Origin of the sequence: Nocardia rhizosphaerae, from assembly GCF_042650365.1 — a bacterium.
Lineage (GTDB): Bacteria > Actinomycetota > Actinomycetes > Mycobacteriales > Mycobacteriaceae > Nocardia > Nocardia rhizosphaerae.
The window spans coordinates 621,731-638,091 of sequence record NZ_JBHSBA010000005.1 but is presented as its reverse complement, the minus strand read 5'-3'; the positions used below and the strand labels follow the sequence as shown (position 1 = coordinate 638,091).

Below are 16,361 nucleotides of genomic sequence, written 5' to 3'. Positions count from 1 at the left end.
ACCCGCGCTCGCCGGGGAAGCTGCCACGCTGAATTGTCATGAGTTCCCGTAACGCCCTCGTACGCCGGACCTCCGGGTCGCGCGGTGTCGAGGAGTCCGCAGTCATTACCGGGGCCGAGCCGGAACCGCCCTGGTGGTCGCTGTCGCCGGAGCGGGCTCGCACCCTGCTGCTCGTCGCGGCGAGGCCGACCATCTGCGGGCTCGCGGCGACGGTGGTGCTGGTGCTGGTGGCCATGCTCACCACCGACACCGATCTGACCAGCGCGCCCGGCGCGGTCGCCGCGACCTGGCTTGCCGCCCATCAGGTTCCGCTCACCATCGGCCGGACCGCCCTCGGTCTGCTGCCGCTGGTGCCGACCGCCGTTCTGGTCTGGCTGGCGGCCAGGGAATGCGCGCGGGCGGTGCCGCCCCGTCCCACCCCGATCGACCTCGGCTGGCTCGTCGCCGCGCTGCTGGCTGGACCACTGCTGCTCACCGCTGTTTGCCTGGCCGTCACCGGTGACGCGGCCGGCGTGACGCCGCTGGTGCCACCGGGCCCGCTCACCGCGTTCGGCTGGGTATTCGTGCTGTACCTGGTGGCCGCCGCCCTCGGGATCGCGAGCCGCGCCTGGCCTTCGCTGTGCGCGCTGCTTCCGGTGGACATCCCCGGCTGGGCGGTGCTCGGCGCCCGCGCCGCCCGACGCACCGTGCTGCGGATGCTCGGCTGCGCCGCGCTGGCTACGGTGATCTCGTTCTTCTTCCATCTGTCCCGGCTCGACGGCGCGTACCAGCAGGCGCACAACGTGACCGATGTGCTCGGTATGACGCTGCTGTCCCTGCTGTACCTGCCCAATGTGGTGATCGCCGCCGCCGGGCTGCTCAGCGGCGCCGCCGTGCAGTTCGGCGCGGGGTCGGTCGGCCTGTTCGGGGTCTCGGCCGCGCAGGTGCCCGCGCTGCCGGCGCTCGTCCCGGTGCCCGCCGGTCCGGCCGCGGCCTGGTGGCCGGTGCTGCTGCTGGTGCCGATCGCCGTCGGCGTGCTCGGCGGTATCGAACTCGGCCGCACCAGCGACGACCGTCCCGGCGCGCCGTGGGCGACGCTCACCAGCGCGGCGCTGTCGACGGTGACGCTGTTGCTGCTCGCGTTCGTCGGCGGTGGACAGCTCGGTGCCGTCGGCCGGGTGGGTGTCGAGTTGCCGATGCTGCTGGTGCTGACCGTCACCTGGTTCGGCGTCGGCGGATTCGTCGGCATGGTGTTCGCCCGCCGGTTCCTCGCGCCCGCAGCGCCCGTCGTCGACGAATTCGACGACGACTATTTCGACGACGACGACGACGAATACGACTATTTCGACGACGAAGACACCGACGACCACGCCGACACCGAGACCGAGGACCTCGACGACACCGCCGTCGAGGTCGACGCCGAACTGGTCGAGGACATCGACGACGACACCGAGGTGACCATCGCCGCCCCCGGTTCGGCGGCACCGCCCGCCGACGACATCGTCGACGCCGAGGTCGTCGAGGCGGACCTGCCGGAAGGTGAGCGCGACACCGGTCGTTAAGCTCGACCCCGGCGGCATCGCCGATCGCCGTCCCCCGACCAACGCAGGAGTAGAACGCTGACGTCCTCGTTCGCCAAGTGGAAGCCCGCTGGGACCCCGGCCACCGTCGTCGTCCTCGCCTCGGGCACCGGCTCGCTGCTCAACGCACTGCTCGCCGCGGCTCGCGAGCCCGGGTTCCCCGCGAAGATCGTCGCGGTCGGCGTCGACCGCGTGTGCCAGGCCACCGAATACGCCGAGGCCGCCGGTATCGAGCATTTCCGCGTCGCGCTGAAGGACTTCCCCGACCGTGCCGCCTGGGACCTCGGGCTCACCGAGGCCGTCGACACGCACCAGCCCGATCTGGTGGTCTCGGCCGGTTTCATGAAGATCGTCGGCCCCCGGTTCCTCGAGCGTTTCGGCGGCCGGTTCATCAACACCCATCCCGCGCTGCTGCCCGCGTTCCCCGGCGCGCACGGGGTGCGGGACGCGCTCGCGTACGGCGCCAAGGTCACCGGTTGCACCGTGCACCTGGTCGACGGTGGGGTCGACACCGGCCCGATTCTCGCGCAGGAGGCGGTCGATGTGCTGCCCGGCGACGACGAAGCCACGCTGCACGAGCGCATCAAGATTGTCGAGCGACGGTTGCTGGCCGAGGTCATCGCCGCTGTCGCGACGCGAGGCATTGTCTCCGACGGACGAAAGGCAGAAATTCCAGTGAGCGAGCACAGCGGTGAGTGAACGTAAGGCGATCCGCAGGGCGCTGGTGAGCGTCTACGACAAGACCGGTCTCATCGAGCTGGCCACCGGGTTGCACGCCGCGGGCGTCGAGCTGGTCTCGACCGGTTCGACCGCGGGCAAGATCGCCGAGGCGGGCATCCCGGTCACCAAGGTCGAGGACCTGACCGGCTTCCCGGAGACCCTCGACGGCCGGGTCAAGACGCTGCATCCGCGCGTGCACGCGGGCATCCTCGCCGACACCCGGCGCCCCGAGCACCTCGATCAGCTCACCGAGCTCGGTGTCGAGGCATTCGAGCTGGTGGTGGTGAACCTGTATCCGTTCACCCAGACCGTGGCGGGCGGCGCGAGCATCGACGAGTGCGTCGAGCAGATCGACATCGGCGGGCCGTCGATGGTGCGGGCCGCCGCGAAGAACCATCCGTCGGTCGGTGTGGTCGTCGACGTCACCGACTACGACGACGTGCTCGCCGCGGTGAAGTCGGGCGGCTTCACCGTCGCCCAGCGGACCGCGCTGGCCGCCAAGGCCTTCCAGCACACCGCGAGCTACGACGTGGCCGTCGCGAGCTGGATGGGTTCGGTGGCCGTGCCCGCCGTGGTTCCCGAGACCGAGCAGTTCCCCGGCTGGGTCGCCGGTTCCTGGGAGCGCGCCGCGGTGCTGCGCTACGGCGAGAACCCGCATCAGGCCGCCGCACTGTACACCGGCAACGACGGCGCTGTCGGCATCGCGCAGGCCGAGCAGCTGCACGGCAAGGAGATGTCGTACAACAACTACACCGACGGTGACGCGGCTTGGCGGGCCGCCTTCGATTTCGACGAGCCCGCCGTCGCGGTGATCAAGCACGCCAACCCGTGCGGCATCGCCGTCGGCGCCGACATCGCCGAGGCGCATCGCAAGGCACACGCCACCGACCCGGTCAGCGCCTACGGTGGCGTGATCGCGGCCAACCGTGAGGTGAGCGTGGAGATGGCCGAGCAGGTGGCCGAGATCTTCACCGAGGTCATCGTGGCCCCCGGCTACGCGCCGGGCGCCCTGGAGGTGCTGCAACGCAAGAAGAACGTGCGCGTGCTGGTGGCGGAGCCGCCGCAGCGCAAGGGCGTGGAACTGCGTCCGATCAGCGGCGGCGCGCTGCTGCAGGAGCGCGACGTGCTCGACGCCGACGGCGACGATCCGGCGAACTGGACCCTTGCCGCGGGTGACCCGGCCGACGCGGCTACTCTCGCCGATCTCGAATTCGCCTGGCGCGCATGTCGTTCGGTGAAGTCGAACGCGATCCTGCTCGCCGATGACGGGGCAGCGGTCGGTGTCGGCATGGGCCAGGTGAACCGGGTCGACTCGTGCAAACTCGCGGTCGAGCGCGCGGGGGAGCGGGCCAAGGGTTCGGTGGCCGCGTCCGACGCGTTCTTCCCGTTCTCCGACGGACCGCAGATCCTGGTGGCGGCCGGCGTGCGGGCCATCGTGCATCCGGGCGGTTCGATCCGCGACAACGACACCGTCGAGCTGTGCCGCGAGGCAGGTGTCACCCTGTATCTGACCGGGGCACGTCACTTCGCGCACTGAGTCACGGCGAAGCCCGAACGGGTGCCGCACCGGATTCTCTGGTGCGGCACCCGTTCTCGTCAGGAGACGTCGACCACTTCGCGGTCGCGCAGCGGTGCGTCGAGGGTGATCTCGACGGTGCCGAAGACAAGGTTCATGGTGCACATCTTGCCGACGGCATCGGCCCTGGTGCCACCGCGCAGCGCGACCCGCACCTGCGTTTCGGTCTCGGTGACGGTGGCATCGATGCCGAAGCATTCCGGGTTGCCGGTCTGGAAGTTGACGCCGATCCGGTTGTCGGCCAGGCGGGTCCACGACGTGAAGGCCAGTGGATGCGGGTCGACGATGGTCGGGTCCGGGGTGAAGCGGTGGCCGACGGCGGCGGTGCCGTCCTCGGGCCGGACGCTCGGTGTCGTCGAATTCAGCTGTGGCGCAGCGTTATCGCTGCTGGAGCAGGCGGCGAGCGGGCACAGCAGCAGCACCAATGCCGCCGCGGCGGCGCTCCGGCGCGAGGTCGTTCGCATGCCGCCGAGCCTAGTCCCGTTGCCTACGATGGCGGCGGCGGCGAGCTGGCGTTTCCCAACGCGACACTCGCCACAGTGAACTTTCCGCGAACCCTGCGCGTAACTCACCCATTCCGCCTCGACTGGGACTACATTCGGCTGCGATGCGTCGCCGTGCACACGGCGAGCGTCATTCTGTTGGATGCTCTGCAACTGGATCTTCGAAAGGAACAACGTGGGCGACACGCTGCGCGTAGGCGAAGAACTGGGACTGGGACAGTCCCTGACCGGCGGTGCGTACACCCTGGCCCTGCAGCCGGACGGCAACCTGGTGCTGACCGAGCCCGACGGTAACGTCGTGTGGGCCGCGATGACTCATGGGCAGGACGTGCAGCGCGCGGCCCTGCAGAACGACGGCAACTTCGTCGTCTACAAGGGCGACGGTTCGGCCGCCTGGTCCTCCGAGACCAACGGCCGCAACGTCGACCGCCTGGTGGTGCAGCCCGACCGCAACGTGGTGCTGTACGGCACCGACGGCTCGGTCGCGTGGGCCACCGCCACCAACACCGACAACCCGCTGCCCGCCCCGGCCCCCGAGCCGGAGCCTGCCGCCGCGCCGGTGGCCGAAGAGGTGCCCCCGCCGCCTGCCGCGCAGACCTACACGGTCGAGCCGGGCGACACCCTCTGGGCGATCTCCGAGCGCTTCTACGGCGACGGTAACCGCTTCCACGAGATCGCGTCCGCCTCCGGGATCGACAACCCGGATCTCATCAACGCGGGTCAGGTCCTGACCATCCCGTGACGAAGTAGCGGCGTTTCATCGCCTGCGCACGAAAGTGGCCCCGAGGCAACAGCTTCGGGGCCACTTTTCGCTTCGGCGGGCCTACCGGCTGGTGAAGGGCAGCAGTGCCATCTCGCGCGCGTTCTTCACCGCGACGGCGACCTGCCGCTGCTGCTGCGGGGTCAGGCCGGTGACCCGGCGGCTGCGGATCTTGCCGCGGTCGGAGATGAAGGTGCGCAGCAGGTTGACGTCTTTGTAGTCGACGGTCTCGATGCCCGCCGCGATCAGCGGGTTCTTCTTCGGCTTACGGCCCTGCTCGGCACGTGCCTTCTTGGACGGTGCTCGCTTCACTGCCATGTGATGTTCCTTCTCACGAGTTCAGTGGGTGTCTACCAGCTGGATTTGTGGACCCCAGGGAGCTCGCCCCGGTGGGCCATCTCGCGCACACGAACACGGGAGAGGCCGAACTTCCGGAGATGGCCGCGTGGCCGACCATCGGCTGCATCCCGATTTCGCAATCGTACCGGACTGGCGTCGCGTGGCTGTTTGCGCAGTTCGGCCTGCGCGGCCGCGCGCTCGGCGTCGCTGGTGCCCGGCGCGCGGATCAGTTCCTTGAGTTCGGCGCGCCGGGCCGCGTACCGCTCGACGATCGCGCGGCGCTGCTCGTTGCGGGCGATCTTGGATTTCTTCGCCACTGGTCAGCGCTCCTCACGGAAGTCGACGTGCTTGCGCACGACGGGGTCGTATTTGCGCAGGACCAGCCGGTCTGGGTCGTTGCGGCGGTTCTTGCGGGTGACGTAGGTGTAACCGGTCCCCGCGGTGGACTTGAGTTTGACGATCGGCCGGATATCGGTCGACTTCGAGGCCATGCGCTGCTCCTAGATCTTGTCGCCGCGGGCCCGGATCCGGGCCACTACGGCCTCGATCCCGTCCCGGTCGATGGTTTTGATGCCCTTGGCGGAGACCGTCAGCGTGATGCGGCGGCCCTCGCTGGGCAGGTAGTAGGTCTTGCGCTGGATGTTGGGGTTCCAGCGCCGGTTGGTGCGCCGGTGCGAATGCGAGACGGCTTTTCCGAAGCCGGGCTTGCGCCCGGTGACCTGGCAGTGGGCCGACATGCGACCTCCCTCCTTGGGTATGACAACCATTTTCGACAACGGTTATTCCAGACTGTACCGTTGTCCTGCAGCTAATGAAAATCGTTATCGAAAGGGGTGCCGGATGCTGGATCAGTCCGACCGGAGAACGCCTGTCGTACTGCTCGCCGGTTTCGCCGGACCCGCCATGACCGGCGTCGAGCACATCGCGGCCACACTGAGCGAGAACCCTGGCACCGTCGTGGTGCACCACGACCTCGCCGAACTGCGCGAAGGCGTGGTGCGCCGCACCGTGCGCACCGCGGGCACGGTGACCACCACCGTGCTCGAGCTCGCGCACGGCTGCGTGTCGTGCACGCTGCGCGCCGACCTGCTGCCGATGCTGTGCACGCTGGCCGCCCGCGACCACGTGCGCCGCATCGTGCTCGCGCTCGATCCGGCCATCGAGGCCGAGGCGCTGTGCCACGCGATCGGGACCGTCGAGGTGAGCGGGGTCGCCGACCGGGTCGACGGTCCAGCGGCCAGGAATGTGCGCATCGAAGCCGTGCTGACCTGCCTGGACGGGCAGAACTGGCTGGCCGACGCCACCGGTGACGAGGCGCTGGCCGACCGCGGCCTCGCCGCGGCCGACGACGAACGCACGGTCGCCCAGATCGCCGTCGGCCAGGTCGACTTCGCCGACGCGCTGGTGGTGCTGAACGCGGGAACCGACATGCTGGAACGGGAACGGCTCGGCGCCGTGCTGGCCAGGATGGCACCCGCCGCACCGGTCGCCTGGCTCGACGAGCTGCCCGGCTTCGACGGGGTGGAGCTCGGCGCGCTGCTCACCCGGATTCCGGCCGACGCGCGCCGCGGGCGCATCTTCGACGCGCACGCGCCGCTGCTGCGTGGTCAGCCGCCGCTGACCACAGACTGCGGGGTGACCCTGATCGAGTTCGCCGCGCGCCGCCCCTTCCATCCGCTGCGACTGCACGACGCGCTCGATGTGCTGTTCGACGGCGTCGTCACCGCGCGTGGCCGGATCTGGCTGGCCACCCAGCCGGACCAGGTCGTCTGGCTGGAGTCGGCGGGCGGTGGCCTTCGGGTGGGCGCCGCGGGCCGCTGGCTGGCCGCGATGACCCCAGACGAACAGGCCGCCGCCGATCCCGACCGTAGGGCGATGGCGGCGTTGCGCTGGGACGAGCGCTTCGGCGACCGCGATGTGTCGTTGGTGATCCTGGCCCACGATGTCGACCCGGCCGAGATCCGGCACGCCCTGCACTGGGCGCTCGTCGAGGACGACGAGCTGCTGCTGGTCGATCGGGCGCCGGAGCGGGTCGCGCTGTGGGAGGACCCCTTCGGCGACTGGCACGAAGACCCCTGCGCCGATCCCGCCGAGGCACCGGCCGCGGCCGAGCGCACCAATCCGAGAGGAGAAACGGCATGAAAACGGGCATCCACCCCGACTACCACCCCGTCGTGTTCGAGGACGCGAGCACGGGCAAGCGGTTCCTGACCCGCTCTACGGCGACGGCCGAGCGCACGGTCGAGTGGACCGACGGCAACACTTATCCGCTGATCACCGTGGACGTGACCGCTGATTCGCATCCGTTCTGGACGGGGGCGAATCGCGTACTCGACGCCCAGGGCCGGGTGGAGAAGTTCGAACGCAAGTACGGCAAGCGCATCCGCGCGGGAAAGGAGGGCTGAGTCGTGGCGGTCCCGAAGCGCAGGATGTCGCGGTCGAACACCCGCAGCAGGCGTTCGCAGTGGAAGGCGGCTGTGCCGCAGTTGGTTCCGGTGACCGTCGCCGGGGTGGAGTATCGGGTGCCGCGGCGGATCGTTGGTGCGGTCCGAAAGGGCTTGATCGACCCGGCGAAGATCTGAGAGCGCCGGGGTCGCGATCACCCTCGCGTCCGAGGGGCGAGACGTCACGGCGAAGCCGCAGTGTCGCCCCTCGGACGCGAGGCATCAGACGGCCGCGAACCCGCGGCGCCAGCCGCTAGATGTTTCAGCCCTCGCGCTCGGCCAGTGCGACCAGGGTGGCGGCGAGCTGGAAGAACTTGTTGTTGCCCAGGTCGGCGATGGTCTTGATCTTGAGAGCCTCGAGCAGCTGCTTGTCGTGCGCCTCGGTGAGACCGGCCAGGGCCGACGGCGGCGCGGCGAGGATTTCCTTCAGCGTCTTGTTCTCGAATTCCTTGTCGAGAACTTTGTCGAGCACCACATTGACGGCCATGCGAACTCCTTCGAACGAACCTCTCGGATGTGCCGGGCGAGACGTACGCGCCCTGGGCGACGATAACCCGCACGGCGGCGGTGTGTGGGTCGAATGCGCCGCGGGTGTCCGCTCCGGCGCCCAGCGGTGTCCAGGGGGCTTACGCCGTCCGAATCAGGCCTGGTCACAGCCGTGGCCGGAGTGGGGGCAATTTCCTGGTTACTCGTGTGGCGCGGGACACATGGGCCGAATGTGCCGTCCGGCTTGCCAAGTGGTTGCTGTCGGCGGCATTACCGACTTGCGGTTTGTTTTGGGGCACAAGAAAATTCCCCAACTACTGATGCGGAGTCCTTGTCGGGTATGTACTCTCGTGCGGGAGGGCGGGTTCTCCGATCAGGAGAACCCGCTCATCGCCACTTCAGGGCCTGTTTCGGCCGACGAAATCCGCTGAAATACCGGCAAACCAGACGTCGGTTTCGATCAGCGCGCGCCGACAGGCTGCGCGGGCCGATTCGGCTCGGCCGAGTCCCGGCGATCGGGGGCGATCAGCACCGCCGTGATCGGCAGCGTCAGGCCGAGCGCGCCGATCACGAACATCGGGAACACCAGATCGAACAGCGCGATCCCGGACGGAATCCGGCTGCCCGGATCGATCGTGAATTCCAGTGCGGCGACCGCGGTGTAGTACACCGCGACAACGCCGAGGCCGAACATCAGCGAGGCCACCACCCGCAGCCACACCGGGCGCACCACCTGTGCGGCCCACAGCGTCGCCGTGCTCAGTGCCATCGAGACCAGCACCGAGATCGCGATGAATCCGAGCGATTCGTCGACCGAGCCCTGCACCCGCAGCGCGTCCAGCGTCAGGAACGTCGAGAGTCCGATCCCGAGTCCCATGGTGAGCCCACCGACGACAAGGCGCGGCAGCTGCGGGGTGCGTCCGCTGATCAGCAGCCCGGCCAGCACTCCGACCACCGCGATGACCAGCCCTGTCGCGCCGAGTGCCACGTTGTACCGCATCGCGGCGTCGGGCACCCTGATACCGAGCAGGGCCACCGCGTTCGCCAGCCACAGCCCGACCCCGCCGAGCGACACCGCCGCCATGAGCAGCCAGATCAACCGGAACCGCAACGAGTACTTCGCGTGTCGCACGCAGGCGAAGGCCACCAGTGCACCGAGCACCGACAGGTCGTACGCGAGCCAGGCGACCCCGGTACCGCGGCCGAAGGTCTCGGCATCGGCCGCGGCGAGCAGCTCAACCACGCCGCCCTGCCTCCTCGAACTGTTGCGGCTCCAGTTGGGCGATCGCGTATTCGGTCACCGCGGCCAGCGCCTGCCTGACCTCGACCGCGTTGCGCGCGTCGATGTCGACGATCGGGATGCCCTCACGCACCGAGAGCGCCTCGCGCAGTTCGGCGATCGGGAACCTCGGCGCGTTCGGAAACCGGTTGACCGCGATCAGGAACGGCAGATTGCGCGCCTCGAAGAAGTCGACCGCCGCGAAACTGTCCTCCAGCCTGCGTGTATCGATCAGGACCACCGCGCCGATGGCGCCGCGGATGAGGTCGTCCCACATGAACCAGAAGCGCTTCTGGCCGGGCGTGCCGAACAGGTAGAGCACCAGGTTGCCGGGCAGCACGATGCGGCCGAAGTCCATCGCGACGGTGGTGGTCTCCTTCTCCGGCGTCTCGGCGAGATCGTCGATACCGTCGGAGAAGTGGGTCACCATCGCCTCGGTGCGCAGCGGAACGATCTCCGACACCGCACCGACGAAAGTGGTTTTGCCCGCACCGAATCCACCGGCCACGACGATCTTGGTCGACGCGACCCGCTGATCGGGTGCCGGTGGGCGCATGCCCTCAGAGGCCACGGAGTCCACGCAAAGTCCTCTCCATCAGTGATCGGCGTTCGTCGTAGCTCGCCTGCTCGGTCAGCGTCGAGTGCATTCGGAGAATTCCGCCGACTACGAGATCGCCGATCATTACCCGGACCATACCCAGTGGGCGCCCGAGGTATGCCGCGATTTCGGCGACGGAGAGCCGATGTGTGCCAAGACGCACGATTTCGGTGCGCAGATCCCCGGCGGGCCACTCCAGGTGCGCGGTGTAGGAGACCGTTTCGACGACCGCTTCCAGCGGCAGCGCGATAGCGGGCTCGGTCCGGCCGGAGGTCAGCGCATAGGGCCTGACCCTGGTCGTCGGCCGGTGTTCTGATCCGTAAGGGCTCGACATCTCACCTCAGCCGGCGGTGCGGGCGGTGGCGGTGACCGCCGAGCCCACCCGGTCCACGAGCAACGCCATCTCGTAGCCGATGCGGCCGATGTCGTGGCTCTTGTTGGCCAGAACCGCCAGGTGCGAGCCGTTTCCGACGCTCATCACCAGCAGGTACCCACGCTGCATCTCCACGATCGACTGCATCACCTTGCCGCCGTCGAACAGGTGCGCCGCACCCGCCGACAGGCTCGCCAGGCCCGCGGTCACCGCCGCCAGTTGCTCGGCCCGGTCCGAGGGCAGGTGCGGGCTCGTCGCCTGCAGCAGACCGTCGGCCGAGACCAGGACCGCGTGTGAAACGCCGGGCACGTCGCGGGTGAAGCGGGCGACCAGCCAGTTCAGATTCTCGTCTGTGGGGTGCGCGTTGCTCATTCGAGGCCTCCGTCGTTGTACTGGATCTCGGCACGGCCACTGCGAACGCCGCTGAGATGTCTGGTCAAGTTGTTCCGGATCTCCTCGGGATCGCGGGCGCCCGCTTCCTCGGTGGGGCTGAGTCCACCGGGGACGAGCTGAGCGCCCGGTTTACGGATCGGCAGCCCGCCGACGGTACGTGAGGACGTCGACGGGTTACCCGCGCTGGCCGCTGCCGACCAGCCCGCGTCGCCGGGGGAACTCCATGATGCGCTGGTGCCGCCGGATTCGGTACCGGCGGAAGCGGGTTCGACCAGCCATTCCGAGACCATCCGCTGGTAGATGGGGGTCGGGGCCTCGCCGGTCACCGGCTGCAGACGCGGCCCGGTCTGCGGCTTCGGCTCCGTGGCGGTGGCCTGCTCGCGTGGCGGTTCGGCGGGCACCCGGCCCGCTTCGGTGAGTTCGGTCAGTGCCGAGGCCGGAACACGTTGCGGCAGGCCGATGGACTTCGGCGGCGCGGCGTCGGTCGCGGCGGGCTCCGGGGGTGCCGACTCGTCCGACGACCGCTCGCGCGGTGCCGGATCGGTGTTCGTGGCTCCCGCCGAGTCCTGGCCGGGCTGTGCGGGGGGCAAGCCGTTCGGCTCGGCGCCGGCGGGTGGGAAGGCGATCGGCTCCGGTCCGGTGGCGGTGAACGCCGATCCGTTCGACGCGGCCCCGTCGGTGGCGGGCGCGGGCAGGTCGTCGGTGTCGTGCTCGTGCTCGGCCCACAGGCCGGTCGGTTCCTCGGCGTCCACAGGCTCGGCGGGCACCGGTGGCTGCGGCGGCGCGGGCACCGCCGAGGGACGGCGTTGCGGCAGCCCGGCACTGGTCAGCGGGGTCATGGCCGGGCCGATCGGCGCGGACCCGGCGGGCAGCGGACCGGTGAAGCCATCGGCACCGTTGGGCGCGACGATCGGGTTCGGGCCGGTGAGGTCGGCGGGGGTCAGCGCATGCGGGCCGATGGCCGGTGCCGCCACGTGCGAACCGGTGGACACGATCGGGTTCGGCCCGGTCACCGGATCGGCGACGGTCGGTGGTGGCGCGACGAGCGCGGTGGGCAGATGCACGCTCGCGGTGATGCCCGGCTGCGGTGCCTGGCCGGCGGTGCGGCGCAAGCTGACCGTGATGGTGTGCCGCTTGGCCAGCCTGCCGACCACGAAAAGACCCATCCGGCGTGCGGTTTCGATGGTGACCTCACCGCCGGAGGCGAGCCGGTCGTTGGTGGTCTGCAGGTCCTCGGCCGACATGCCGAGACCGCGGTCGGTGATCTCGATCAGATAGCCGCCGTCGACGGCGCGGCCGACGAGTACCGCCACCGAGGTACTCGGCGGCGAATAGCGCAGCGCGTTGTCGATCAGCTCGGCGAGCAGATGCTCGATGTCGACCGCGGACTCACCGGCGACCACGCCGTCGGGCACATTGCCGATCTCGACGCGCTGGTAGTCCTCCACCTGCGAGACCGCGCTCCAGAGCATGTCCGACAGCGGCACCGGCGGCAGGTGCCCGCGGCGCAGCACCGTGCCCGCCAGCACCAGCAGGTTGTCGCCGTTGCGGCGCATGCGGGTGGCCAGGTGGTCGAGCCGGAACAGCGTTTGCAGCCGGGACGGATTGTCCTCCTCGTGCTCGAGTTCCTCGATCAGCGCGAGCTGCTGTTCCACCAGCGACTGGCTGCGCCGCGACAGCGTCTCGAACATGTTGCCGATCTGCAGCCGCAACCTGGCCTGGTCGGCGGCCAGGTTCAGCGCCTGCTCGTGGATCTCGTCGACCGCGCGCGCGAGCTGGCCGACCTCGTCGGTGGAATGCACGCCGACCGGCGAGATCTCGGGCGTCGCGCCGCCGCTGCGCACCACGGCCAGCTCGTCGGGCAGCTTCACGTGCGCCACTTCCAGCGCGTCGCGGCGCAGCCTGCGCACCGGGACCACCAGCGTGCGGGCCACGGCCAGCGCCAGCGCGAGGCCGGCGAGCAGCATACCGAGCACGAGGGTGGTCTCGCGTAGCGCGCCGGTCTGCGCGGTCGCGGTGTTCTCCTCGAGCGTCGTATCGATGAGGTCGAGCAGCGAGGCGATGCTCGAGGCGTAGGTGTCGGCGCTGACCTGCAGGGTGTTGAGCACCGCGGCGTTGGTGGTCGGATCGCCGTTGTTCTGGCTGAACACGCTGATCCTGGTCTGCACCGCGTCCAGCAGCGAGGCCATGCTGCCCGCGTTCTGCGGCAGGATCATGCCGTAGGTCTTGATCATGGTCGATTCGGAGCCGAGCTCGACCAGCATCTGTGCCCGTGCGCTCTGGCTGCTGCCCGCGTCGGGCAGGACGACGAGCGTGCGCTCGCGGGTGAGCACCCGGCGGGCCTGGTGCAGCGCGGTCAGCTGGAGGAAGTAGCGCTGCACGAGGAAGTCGTCGACCTGCGGGGTCTTCGACAGCGCGTTGCCGATCCGCTCGCCGATCTCGTCGGTCTGCTCACCGACCATCGTCGGCGAGCCACCGCGCACGATACTGCGCAGGTTGGCGCCCGCGGTGGTGGCGGCGGTCAGTTCCTTCTCGACCTCGGGATCGATCCTGGCCGAGCGCAGCGCGTTCTGGACCTCGGCGAGCGCCTGGTCGTAGGTGGTGAGCGCGGCGTCGGTCTGCGGGTCGGCGATCGCACCCCAGTTCGCGGTGGCCGCGATGGCGAGCTGCTCGGTCGCGGTGGCGAACTTGACCACGGGACGGATGACGGTCGCCTGCTCGGTGGCGGCGCCGAGCTGCGACATCGTCTGCAGCTCGTTGTTGATCCGCAGGACGGCGAACGTGGTAGCCAGCATCACCGGCAGTACCAGCACCACACCGACCTTGCGCGTCACCGACCAGTTCGACAGGCTGAATTGCCAGGAGCGCGATGCAGGTTCCATCCGCGTGCGTTGCCTCTGCTTCCACGTGTGACCCCGGCCCGCGCGGGGAGGTCGCGGAGCGATGCAGCGCAGAACCAACTGGAGGTCTTCATTTACCGCAGGAAAGATACCGTGCCGGGTAGGTATCGGCAATCCGGCCCACCAGTTCGAAATTCGCCGAATATGCGCTGCCACAAAGACGCTCCGCGAACCCTGTGACCGGCGCGCCGGGACACCCTCTCAGTGCGTTCTCAGTCGGCCACGGCAAACTGGGCGTATGCGCATTCTGGTAGTCGACGACGACCGCGCGGTGCGGGAATCACTGCGCCGGTCGCTGAGCTTCAACGGCTACACCGTCGACCTGGCGGTGGACGGTATGGACGCGTTGGAGAAAGTGGTCGCTGCCAGGCCGGATGCGCTCGTACTCGACGTGATGATGCCCCGGCTCGACGGCCTCGAAGTGTGCCGCAGGCTGCGCAGCACCGGCGACGATCTGCCGATTCTCGTTTTGACCGCCCGCGATTCGGTCTCCGAACGGGTGGCCGGGCTCGACGCGGGCGCCGACGATTATTTGCCGAAGCCTTTCGCGTTGGAGGAATTGCTGGCCCGTTTACGCGCCTTGCTGCGCCGCAGGGCCCCCGATCCGGGCGATACCTCCGAGGCCATGGTGTTCGCTGACCTGTCGCTGGATCCGGTGACGCGTGAGGTGTCGCGCGGTGACCGCGCCATCAGCCTCACCCGCACCGAGTTCTCGTTGCTGGAGATGCTGATGGCCAACCCGCGCCGGGTGCTCACCCGCGGCCGCATCCTCGAGGAGGTCTGGGGCTACGACTTCCCCACCTCGGGCAACGCGCTCGAGGTCTACATCGGCTATCTGCGCCGCAAGACCGAGGCCGACGGCGAGGAACGCTTGATCCACACCGTGCGCGGCGTCGGTTACGTGCTGCGCGAGACCCCTCCCTAGGCGGCCGGGATGGCACACAAGGAACCGACCGTCGCGGTCCTTCGGCGCCCGCCCGACGCGGGCGAGATGCGTCCGCCGATGCCGCTGACCAGGTCGATCTCGCTGCGCTGGCGGGTGACGCTGCTGGCCGCCTCGGTGGTGCTCATCGCCGTCGCGGTCACCTCGATCGCGGCGTACGCGATGGTGGCCCGCGCGCTCTACGCCGATGTCGACGCCCAGTTGGAGGCGCGGGCGGCGACGATGATCAACAACAACTTCGAGACGCTCGGTTTCCAGTCGATCATCCTGGCCGGGCTGTTCTCCAATGACGTCGGCGTCGCGCTGATCTACGCCGACCACAAGCCGTATATGCCGCCGCAGCTCACCATTCCCCCCGTCGGGGCCCAGGAACTCGCCGTCGCCGACGGCAAACTCAGCTCCTCGCTGCGCACCGTCGGCGACCAGCGAGTGCTCGCGGCCCGCACCAACAGCGGCGCGACGCTGATCATCTCGCAAAAGCTCTACCGCACCCGCGAGGTGCTCGATCGGCTGGCCTGGCTGCTGTTCGTCGTCGGCGCCTGCGGTGTCGTGCTCGCCGCCGCGGCCGGCACCGCCGTCGGACGCACCGGCCTTCGCCCCATCGCCCGGCTCACCGCGGCGACCGAGCGCGTCGCCCGCACCGACGACCTGACCCCGATTCCGGTCACCGGTGACGACGAGCTGGCCCGGCTCACCGAGAGTTTCAATACGATGCTGCGGGCGCTGGCCGAATCGCGTGACCGGCAGCGCCGTCTGGTCGCCGACGCGGGCCATGAGCTGCGCACCCCGCTCACCTCGCTGCGTACCAATATGGAATTGCTCATCGCCTCCGGCAGGCCGGGTGCCCCGCGGCTACCCGACGAGGACATGGCCGAGCTGCGCGCCGATGTGGTCGCCCAGATCGAGGAGCTGTCCACGCTGGTCGGCGACCTGGTCGACCTGGCTCGGGAGGACGCGCCCGAAACCGTCTACGAGCGGGTCGATCTGGGCGAGGTGGCCGAGCGTGCGCTGGAACGTGCGCGGCGCAGAGGCACCGGCATCACCTTCGCCGCCGAACTGCGCCCGTGGTTCGTCTACGGGCACGAGGCCGGGCTGGAACGCGCGGTGCTCAATGTGCTCGACAACGCGGCCAAATGGAGCCCGCCCGATGCCGAGGTGCGGATCGCCATGCGCCCGGCCGGGCCCGGCCTGCTGGAACTGACGGTCGCCGATGCGGGCCCCGGCATCCCGGCCGGTGAGCGCGAGCTGGTGTTCGAGCGTTTCTACCGCACCACCGCCTCGCGCTCGATGCCGGGTTCGGGGCTCGGGCTGGCGATCGTCAAGCAGGTCGTCACCAAGCACGGTGGCACCATCGCGGTGGACACCTCCGATCGCGGCGGCGCCCTGGTGCGGATAGTGCTGCCCGGCGAGGCGCCGACGGTGCCGGACGAGGCCGACCAGGAATGAGCGGCCAGGCGAGTCTCGGCGAACTGACGGGCCGATCTCAGC

General features: G+C 69.5%; 20 protein-coding genes. 9 read left to right on the top strand and 11 right to left on the bottom strand.

Features of this window, described 5'->3' with window-relative positions; genetic code table 11:
• The first annotated feature begins 38 nt into the window (after positions 1-38).
• From ACFOW8_RS12795 to purH, 3 genes are read left to right on the top strand one after another with little or no spacing between them, the layout of a single operon-like run.
• The gene (locus tag ACFOW8_RS12795; protein WP_378550470.1) at positions 39-1,541 is read left to right on the top strand and encodes a cell division protein PerM; all 1,503 of its coding nucleotides are present in this window, start codon (positions 39-41) and stop codon (positions 1,539-1,541) included.
• 57 nt (positions 1,542-1,598) lie between these two features.
• Positions 1,599-2,258: a phosphoribosylglycinamide formyltransferase gene (gene purN / locus ACFOW8_RS12790; RefSeq protein WP_378550762.1), complete on the top strand. Its 660-nt coding sequence runs from the start codon at positions 1,599-1,601 to the stop codon at positions 2,256-2,258.
• A complete protein-coding gene (purH, locus tag ACFOW8_RS12785) occupies positions 2,251-3,816 on the top strand; it encodes a bifunctional phosphoribosylaminoimidazolecarboxamide formyltransferase/IMP cyclohydrolase (RefSeq protein ID WP_378550468.1) in 1,566 nt (521 codons plus the stop codon). The genes purN and purH overlap by 8 nt, the downstream gene beginning before the upstream one ends.
• Positions 3,817-3,875: 59 nt before the next feature.
• Here purH and ACFOW8_RS12780 read toward each other — a convergent pair whose 3' ends face one another.
• Complete coding sequence (locus ACFOW8_RS12780; RefSeq protein WP_378550466.1) at positions 3,876-4,319, bottom strand: hypothetical protein; 444 nt, start codon at positions 4,317-4,319, stop codon at positions 3,876-3,878.
• A 214-nt stretch (positions 4,320-4,533) separates the two neighbouring features.
• On the opposite strand from ACFOW8_RS12780, the gene ACFOW8_RS12775 reads away from it, so the two are divergent.
• Entirely contained in the window at positions 4,534-5,100 is a 567-nt protein-coding gene (locus tag ACFOW8_RS12775) for a LysM peptidoglycan-binding domain-containing protein (protein ID WP_378550463.1), read from the top strand.
• Between the two features lie 81 nt (positions 5,101-5,181).
• On the opposite strand, the gene rpsR is transcribed toward ACFOW8_RS12775, so the two are convergent.
• Genes rpsR through rpmB form a run of 4 tightly spaced genes read right to left on the bottom strand, consistent with a single transcriptional unit; the run spans position 5,182 to position 6,194 of the window.
• The gene (gene rpsR / locus ACFOW8_RS12770; RefSeq protein WP_378550460.1) at positions 5,182-5,436 is read right to left on the bottom strand and encodes a 30S ribosomal protein S18; all 255 of its coding nucleotides are present in this window, start codon (positions 5,434-5,436) and stop codon (positions 5,182-5,184) included.
• A 32-nt stretch (positions 5,437-5,468) separates the two neighbouring features.
• Positions 5,469-5,774, bottom strand: coding sequence for a 30S ribosomal protein S14 (rpsN, locus tag ACFOW8_RS12765; protein WP_378550457.1), 306 nt, complete (start codon positions 5,772-5,774; stop codon positions 5,469-5,471).
• A gap of 3 nt (positions 5,775-5,777) precedes the next feature.
• A complete protein-coding gene (rpmG, locus tag ACFOW8_RS12760) occupies positions 5,778-5,948 on the bottom strand; it encodes a 50S ribosomal protein L33 (protein WP_019049259.1) in 171 nt (56 codons plus the stop codon).
• 9 nt (positions 5,949-5,957) lie between these two features.
• Positions 5,958-6,194, bottom strand: coding sequence for a 50S ribosomal protein L28 (rpmB, locus tag ACFOW8_RS12755; RefSeq protein WP_019049258.1), 237 nt, complete (start codon positions 6,192-6,194; stop codon positions 5,958-5,960).
• A gap of 103 nt (positions 6,195-6,297) precedes the next feature.
• On the opposite strand from rpmB, the gene mrf reads away from it, so the two are divergent.
• Genes mrf through rpmF form a run of 3 tightly spaced genes read left to right on the top strand, consistent with a single transcriptional unit; the run spans position 6,298 to position 8,039 of the window.
• The gene (gene mrf, locus ACFOW8_RS12750; protein ID WP_378550452.1) at positions 6,298-7,599 is read left to right on the top strand and encodes a ribosome hibernation factor-recruiting GTPase MRF; all 1,302 of its coding nucleotides are present in this window, start codon (positions 6,298-6,300) and stop codon (positions 7,597-7,599) included.
• A complete protein-coding gene (locus ACFOW8_RS12745; protein ID WP_378550449.1) occupies positions 7,596-7,862 on the top strand; it encodes a type B 50S ribosomal protein L31 in 267 nt (88 codons plus the stop codon). The genes mrf and ACFOW8_RS12745 overlap by 4 nt, the downstream gene beginning before the upstream one ends.
• Before the next feature lie 3 nt (positions 7,863-7,865).
• On the top strand, positions 7,866-8,039 hold the full coding sequence (gene rpmF, locus ACFOW8_RS12740) for a 50S ribosomal protein L32 (protein ID WP_378550446.1): 174 nt from the start codon (positions 7,866-7,868) through the stop codon (positions 8,037-8,039).
• Between the two features lie 124 nt (positions 8,040-8,163).
• Here the strand turns inward: rpmF and ACFOW8_RS12735 are convergent, their stop codons facing one another.
• From ACFOW8_RS12735 to ACFOW8_RS12710, 6 genes are all read right to left on the bottom strand, one after another.
• Positions 8,164-8,388 carry a hypothetical protein gene (locus ACFOW8_RS12735; RefSeq protein WP_378550443.1) on the bottom strand — a complete coding sequence of 75 codons (225 nt, stop codon included), beginning with the start codon at positions 8,386-8,388 and terminating at the stop codon, positions 8,164-8,166.
• A 459-nt stretch (positions 8,389-8,847) separates the two neighbouring features.
• Complete coding sequence (locus ACFOW8_RS12730; RefSeq protein ID WP_378550440.1) at positions 8,848-9,630, bottom strand: MHYT domain-containing protein; 783 nt, start codon at positions 9,628-9,630, stop codon at positions 8,848-8,850.
• Positions 9,623-10,222 (bottom strand): GTP-binding protein, encoded by a 600-nt coding sequence (locus ACFOW8_RS12725; RefSeq protein WP_378550760.1) that lies wholly within the window; start codon positions 10,220-10,222, stop codon positions 9,623-9,625. Before ACFOW8_RS12725 ends, ACFOW8_RS12730 begins: the two co-directional genes overlap by 8 nt.
• 4 nt (positions 10,223-10,226) lie before the next feature.
• Positions 10,227-10,598 (bottom strand): DUF742 domain-containing protein, encoded by a 372-nt coding sequence (locus ACFOW8_RS12720; RefSeq protein ID WP_110039717.1) that lies wholly within the window; start codon positions 10,596-10,598, stop codon positions 10,227-10,229.
• 6 nt (positions 10,599-10,604) lie between these two features.
• Positions 10,605-11,009 (bottom strand): roadblock/LC7 domain-containing protein, encoded by a 405-nt coding sequence (locus ACFOW8_RS12715; protein WP_280348778.1) that lies wholly within the window; start codon positions 11,007-11,009, stop codon positions 10,605-10,607.
• Complete coding sequence (locus tag ACFOW8_RS12710) at positions 11,006-13,912, bottom strand: sensor histidine kinase (protein WP_378550436.1); 2,907 nt, start codon at positions 13,910-13,912, stop codon at positions 11,006-11,008. Before ACFOW8_RS12710 ends, ACFOW8_RS12715 begins: the two co-directional genes overlap by 4 nt.
• Positions 13,913-14,168: 256 nt before the next feature.
• On the opposite strand from ACFOW8_RS12710, the gene ACFOW8_RS12705 reads away from it, so the two are divergent.
• Together ACFOW8_RS12705 and ACFOW8_RS12700 are read left to right on the top strand one after the other, a co-directional pair.
• Positions 14,169-14,855 (top strand): response regulator transcription factor, encoded by a 687-nt coding sequence (locus tag ACFOW8_RS12705; protein WP_378550433.1) that lies wholly within the window; start codon positions 14,169-14,171, stop codon positions 14,853-14,855.
• A gap of 9 nt (positions 14,856-14,864) precedes the next feature.
• Positions 14,865-16,319, top strand: coding sequence for a HAMP domain-containing sensor histidine kinase (locus ACFOW8_RS12700; protein WP_378550430.1), 1,455 nt, complete (start codon positions 14,865-14,867; stop codon positions 16,317-16,319).
• Positions 16,320-16,361: the final 42 nt, after the last annotated feature.

Bases quoted from the DNA above. Each gene is read 5' to 3' on its own strand.
- rpmB (WP_019049258.1), bottom strand. From the start codon at position 6,194: ATGTCGGCCCACTGCCAGGTCACCGGGCGCAAGCCCGGCTTCGGAAAA.
- ACFOW8_RS12715 (WP_280348778.1), bottom strand. From the start codon at position 11,009: ATGAGCAACGCGCACCCCACAGACGAGAATCTGAACTGGCTGGTCGCC.
- ACFOW8_RS12710 (WP_378550436.1), bottom strand. From the start codon at position 13,912: ATGGAACCTGCATCGCGCTCCTGGCAATTCAGCCTGTCGAACTGGTCG.
- mrf (WP_378550452.1), top strand. From the start codon at position 6,298: ATGCTGGATCAGTCCGACCGGAGAACGCCTGTCGTACTGCTCGCCGGT.
- rpsR (WP_378550460.1), bottom strand. From the start codon at position 5,436: ATGGCAGTGAAGCGAGCACCGTCCAAGAAGGCACGTGCCGAGCAGGGC.
- rpmG (WP_019049259.1), bottom strand. From the start codon at position 5,948: ATGGCCTCGAAGTCGACCGATATCCGGCCGATCGTCAAACTCAAGTCC.
- ACFOW8_RS12745 (WP_378550449.1), top strand. From the start codon at position 7,596: ATGAAAACGGGCATCCACCCCGACTACCACCCCGTCGTGTTCGAGGAC.
- ACFOW8_RS12720 (WP_110039717.1), bottom strand. From the start codon at position 10,598: ATGTCGAGCCCTTACGGATCAGAACACCGGCCGACGACCAGGGTCAGG.
- ACFOW8_RS12700 (WP_378550430.1), top strand. From the start codon at position 14,865: ATGGCACACAAGGAACCGACCGTCGCGGTCCTTCGGCGCCCGCCCGAC.
- ACFOW8_RS12735 (WP_378550443.1), bottom strand. From the start codon at position 8,388: ATGGCCGTCAATGTGGTGCTCGACAAAGTTCTCGACAAGGAATTCGAG.
- ACFOW8_RS12725 (WP_378550760.1), bottom strand. From the start codon at position 10,222: ATGCGCCCACCGGCACCCGATCAGCGGGTCGCGTCGACCAAGATCGTC.
- ACFOW8_RS12705 (WP_378550433.1), top strand. From the start codon at position 14,169: ATGCGCATTCTGGTAGTCGACGACGACCGCGCGGTGCGGGAATCACTG.
- ACFOW8_RS12780 (WP_378550466.1), bottom strand. From the start codon at position 4,319: ATGCGAACGACCTCGCGCCGGAGCGCCGCCGCGGCGGCATTGGTGCTG.
- ACFOW8_RS12795 (WP_378550470.1), top strand. From the start codon at position 39: ATGAGTTCCCGTAACGCCCTCGTACGCCGGACCTCCGGGTCGCGCGGT.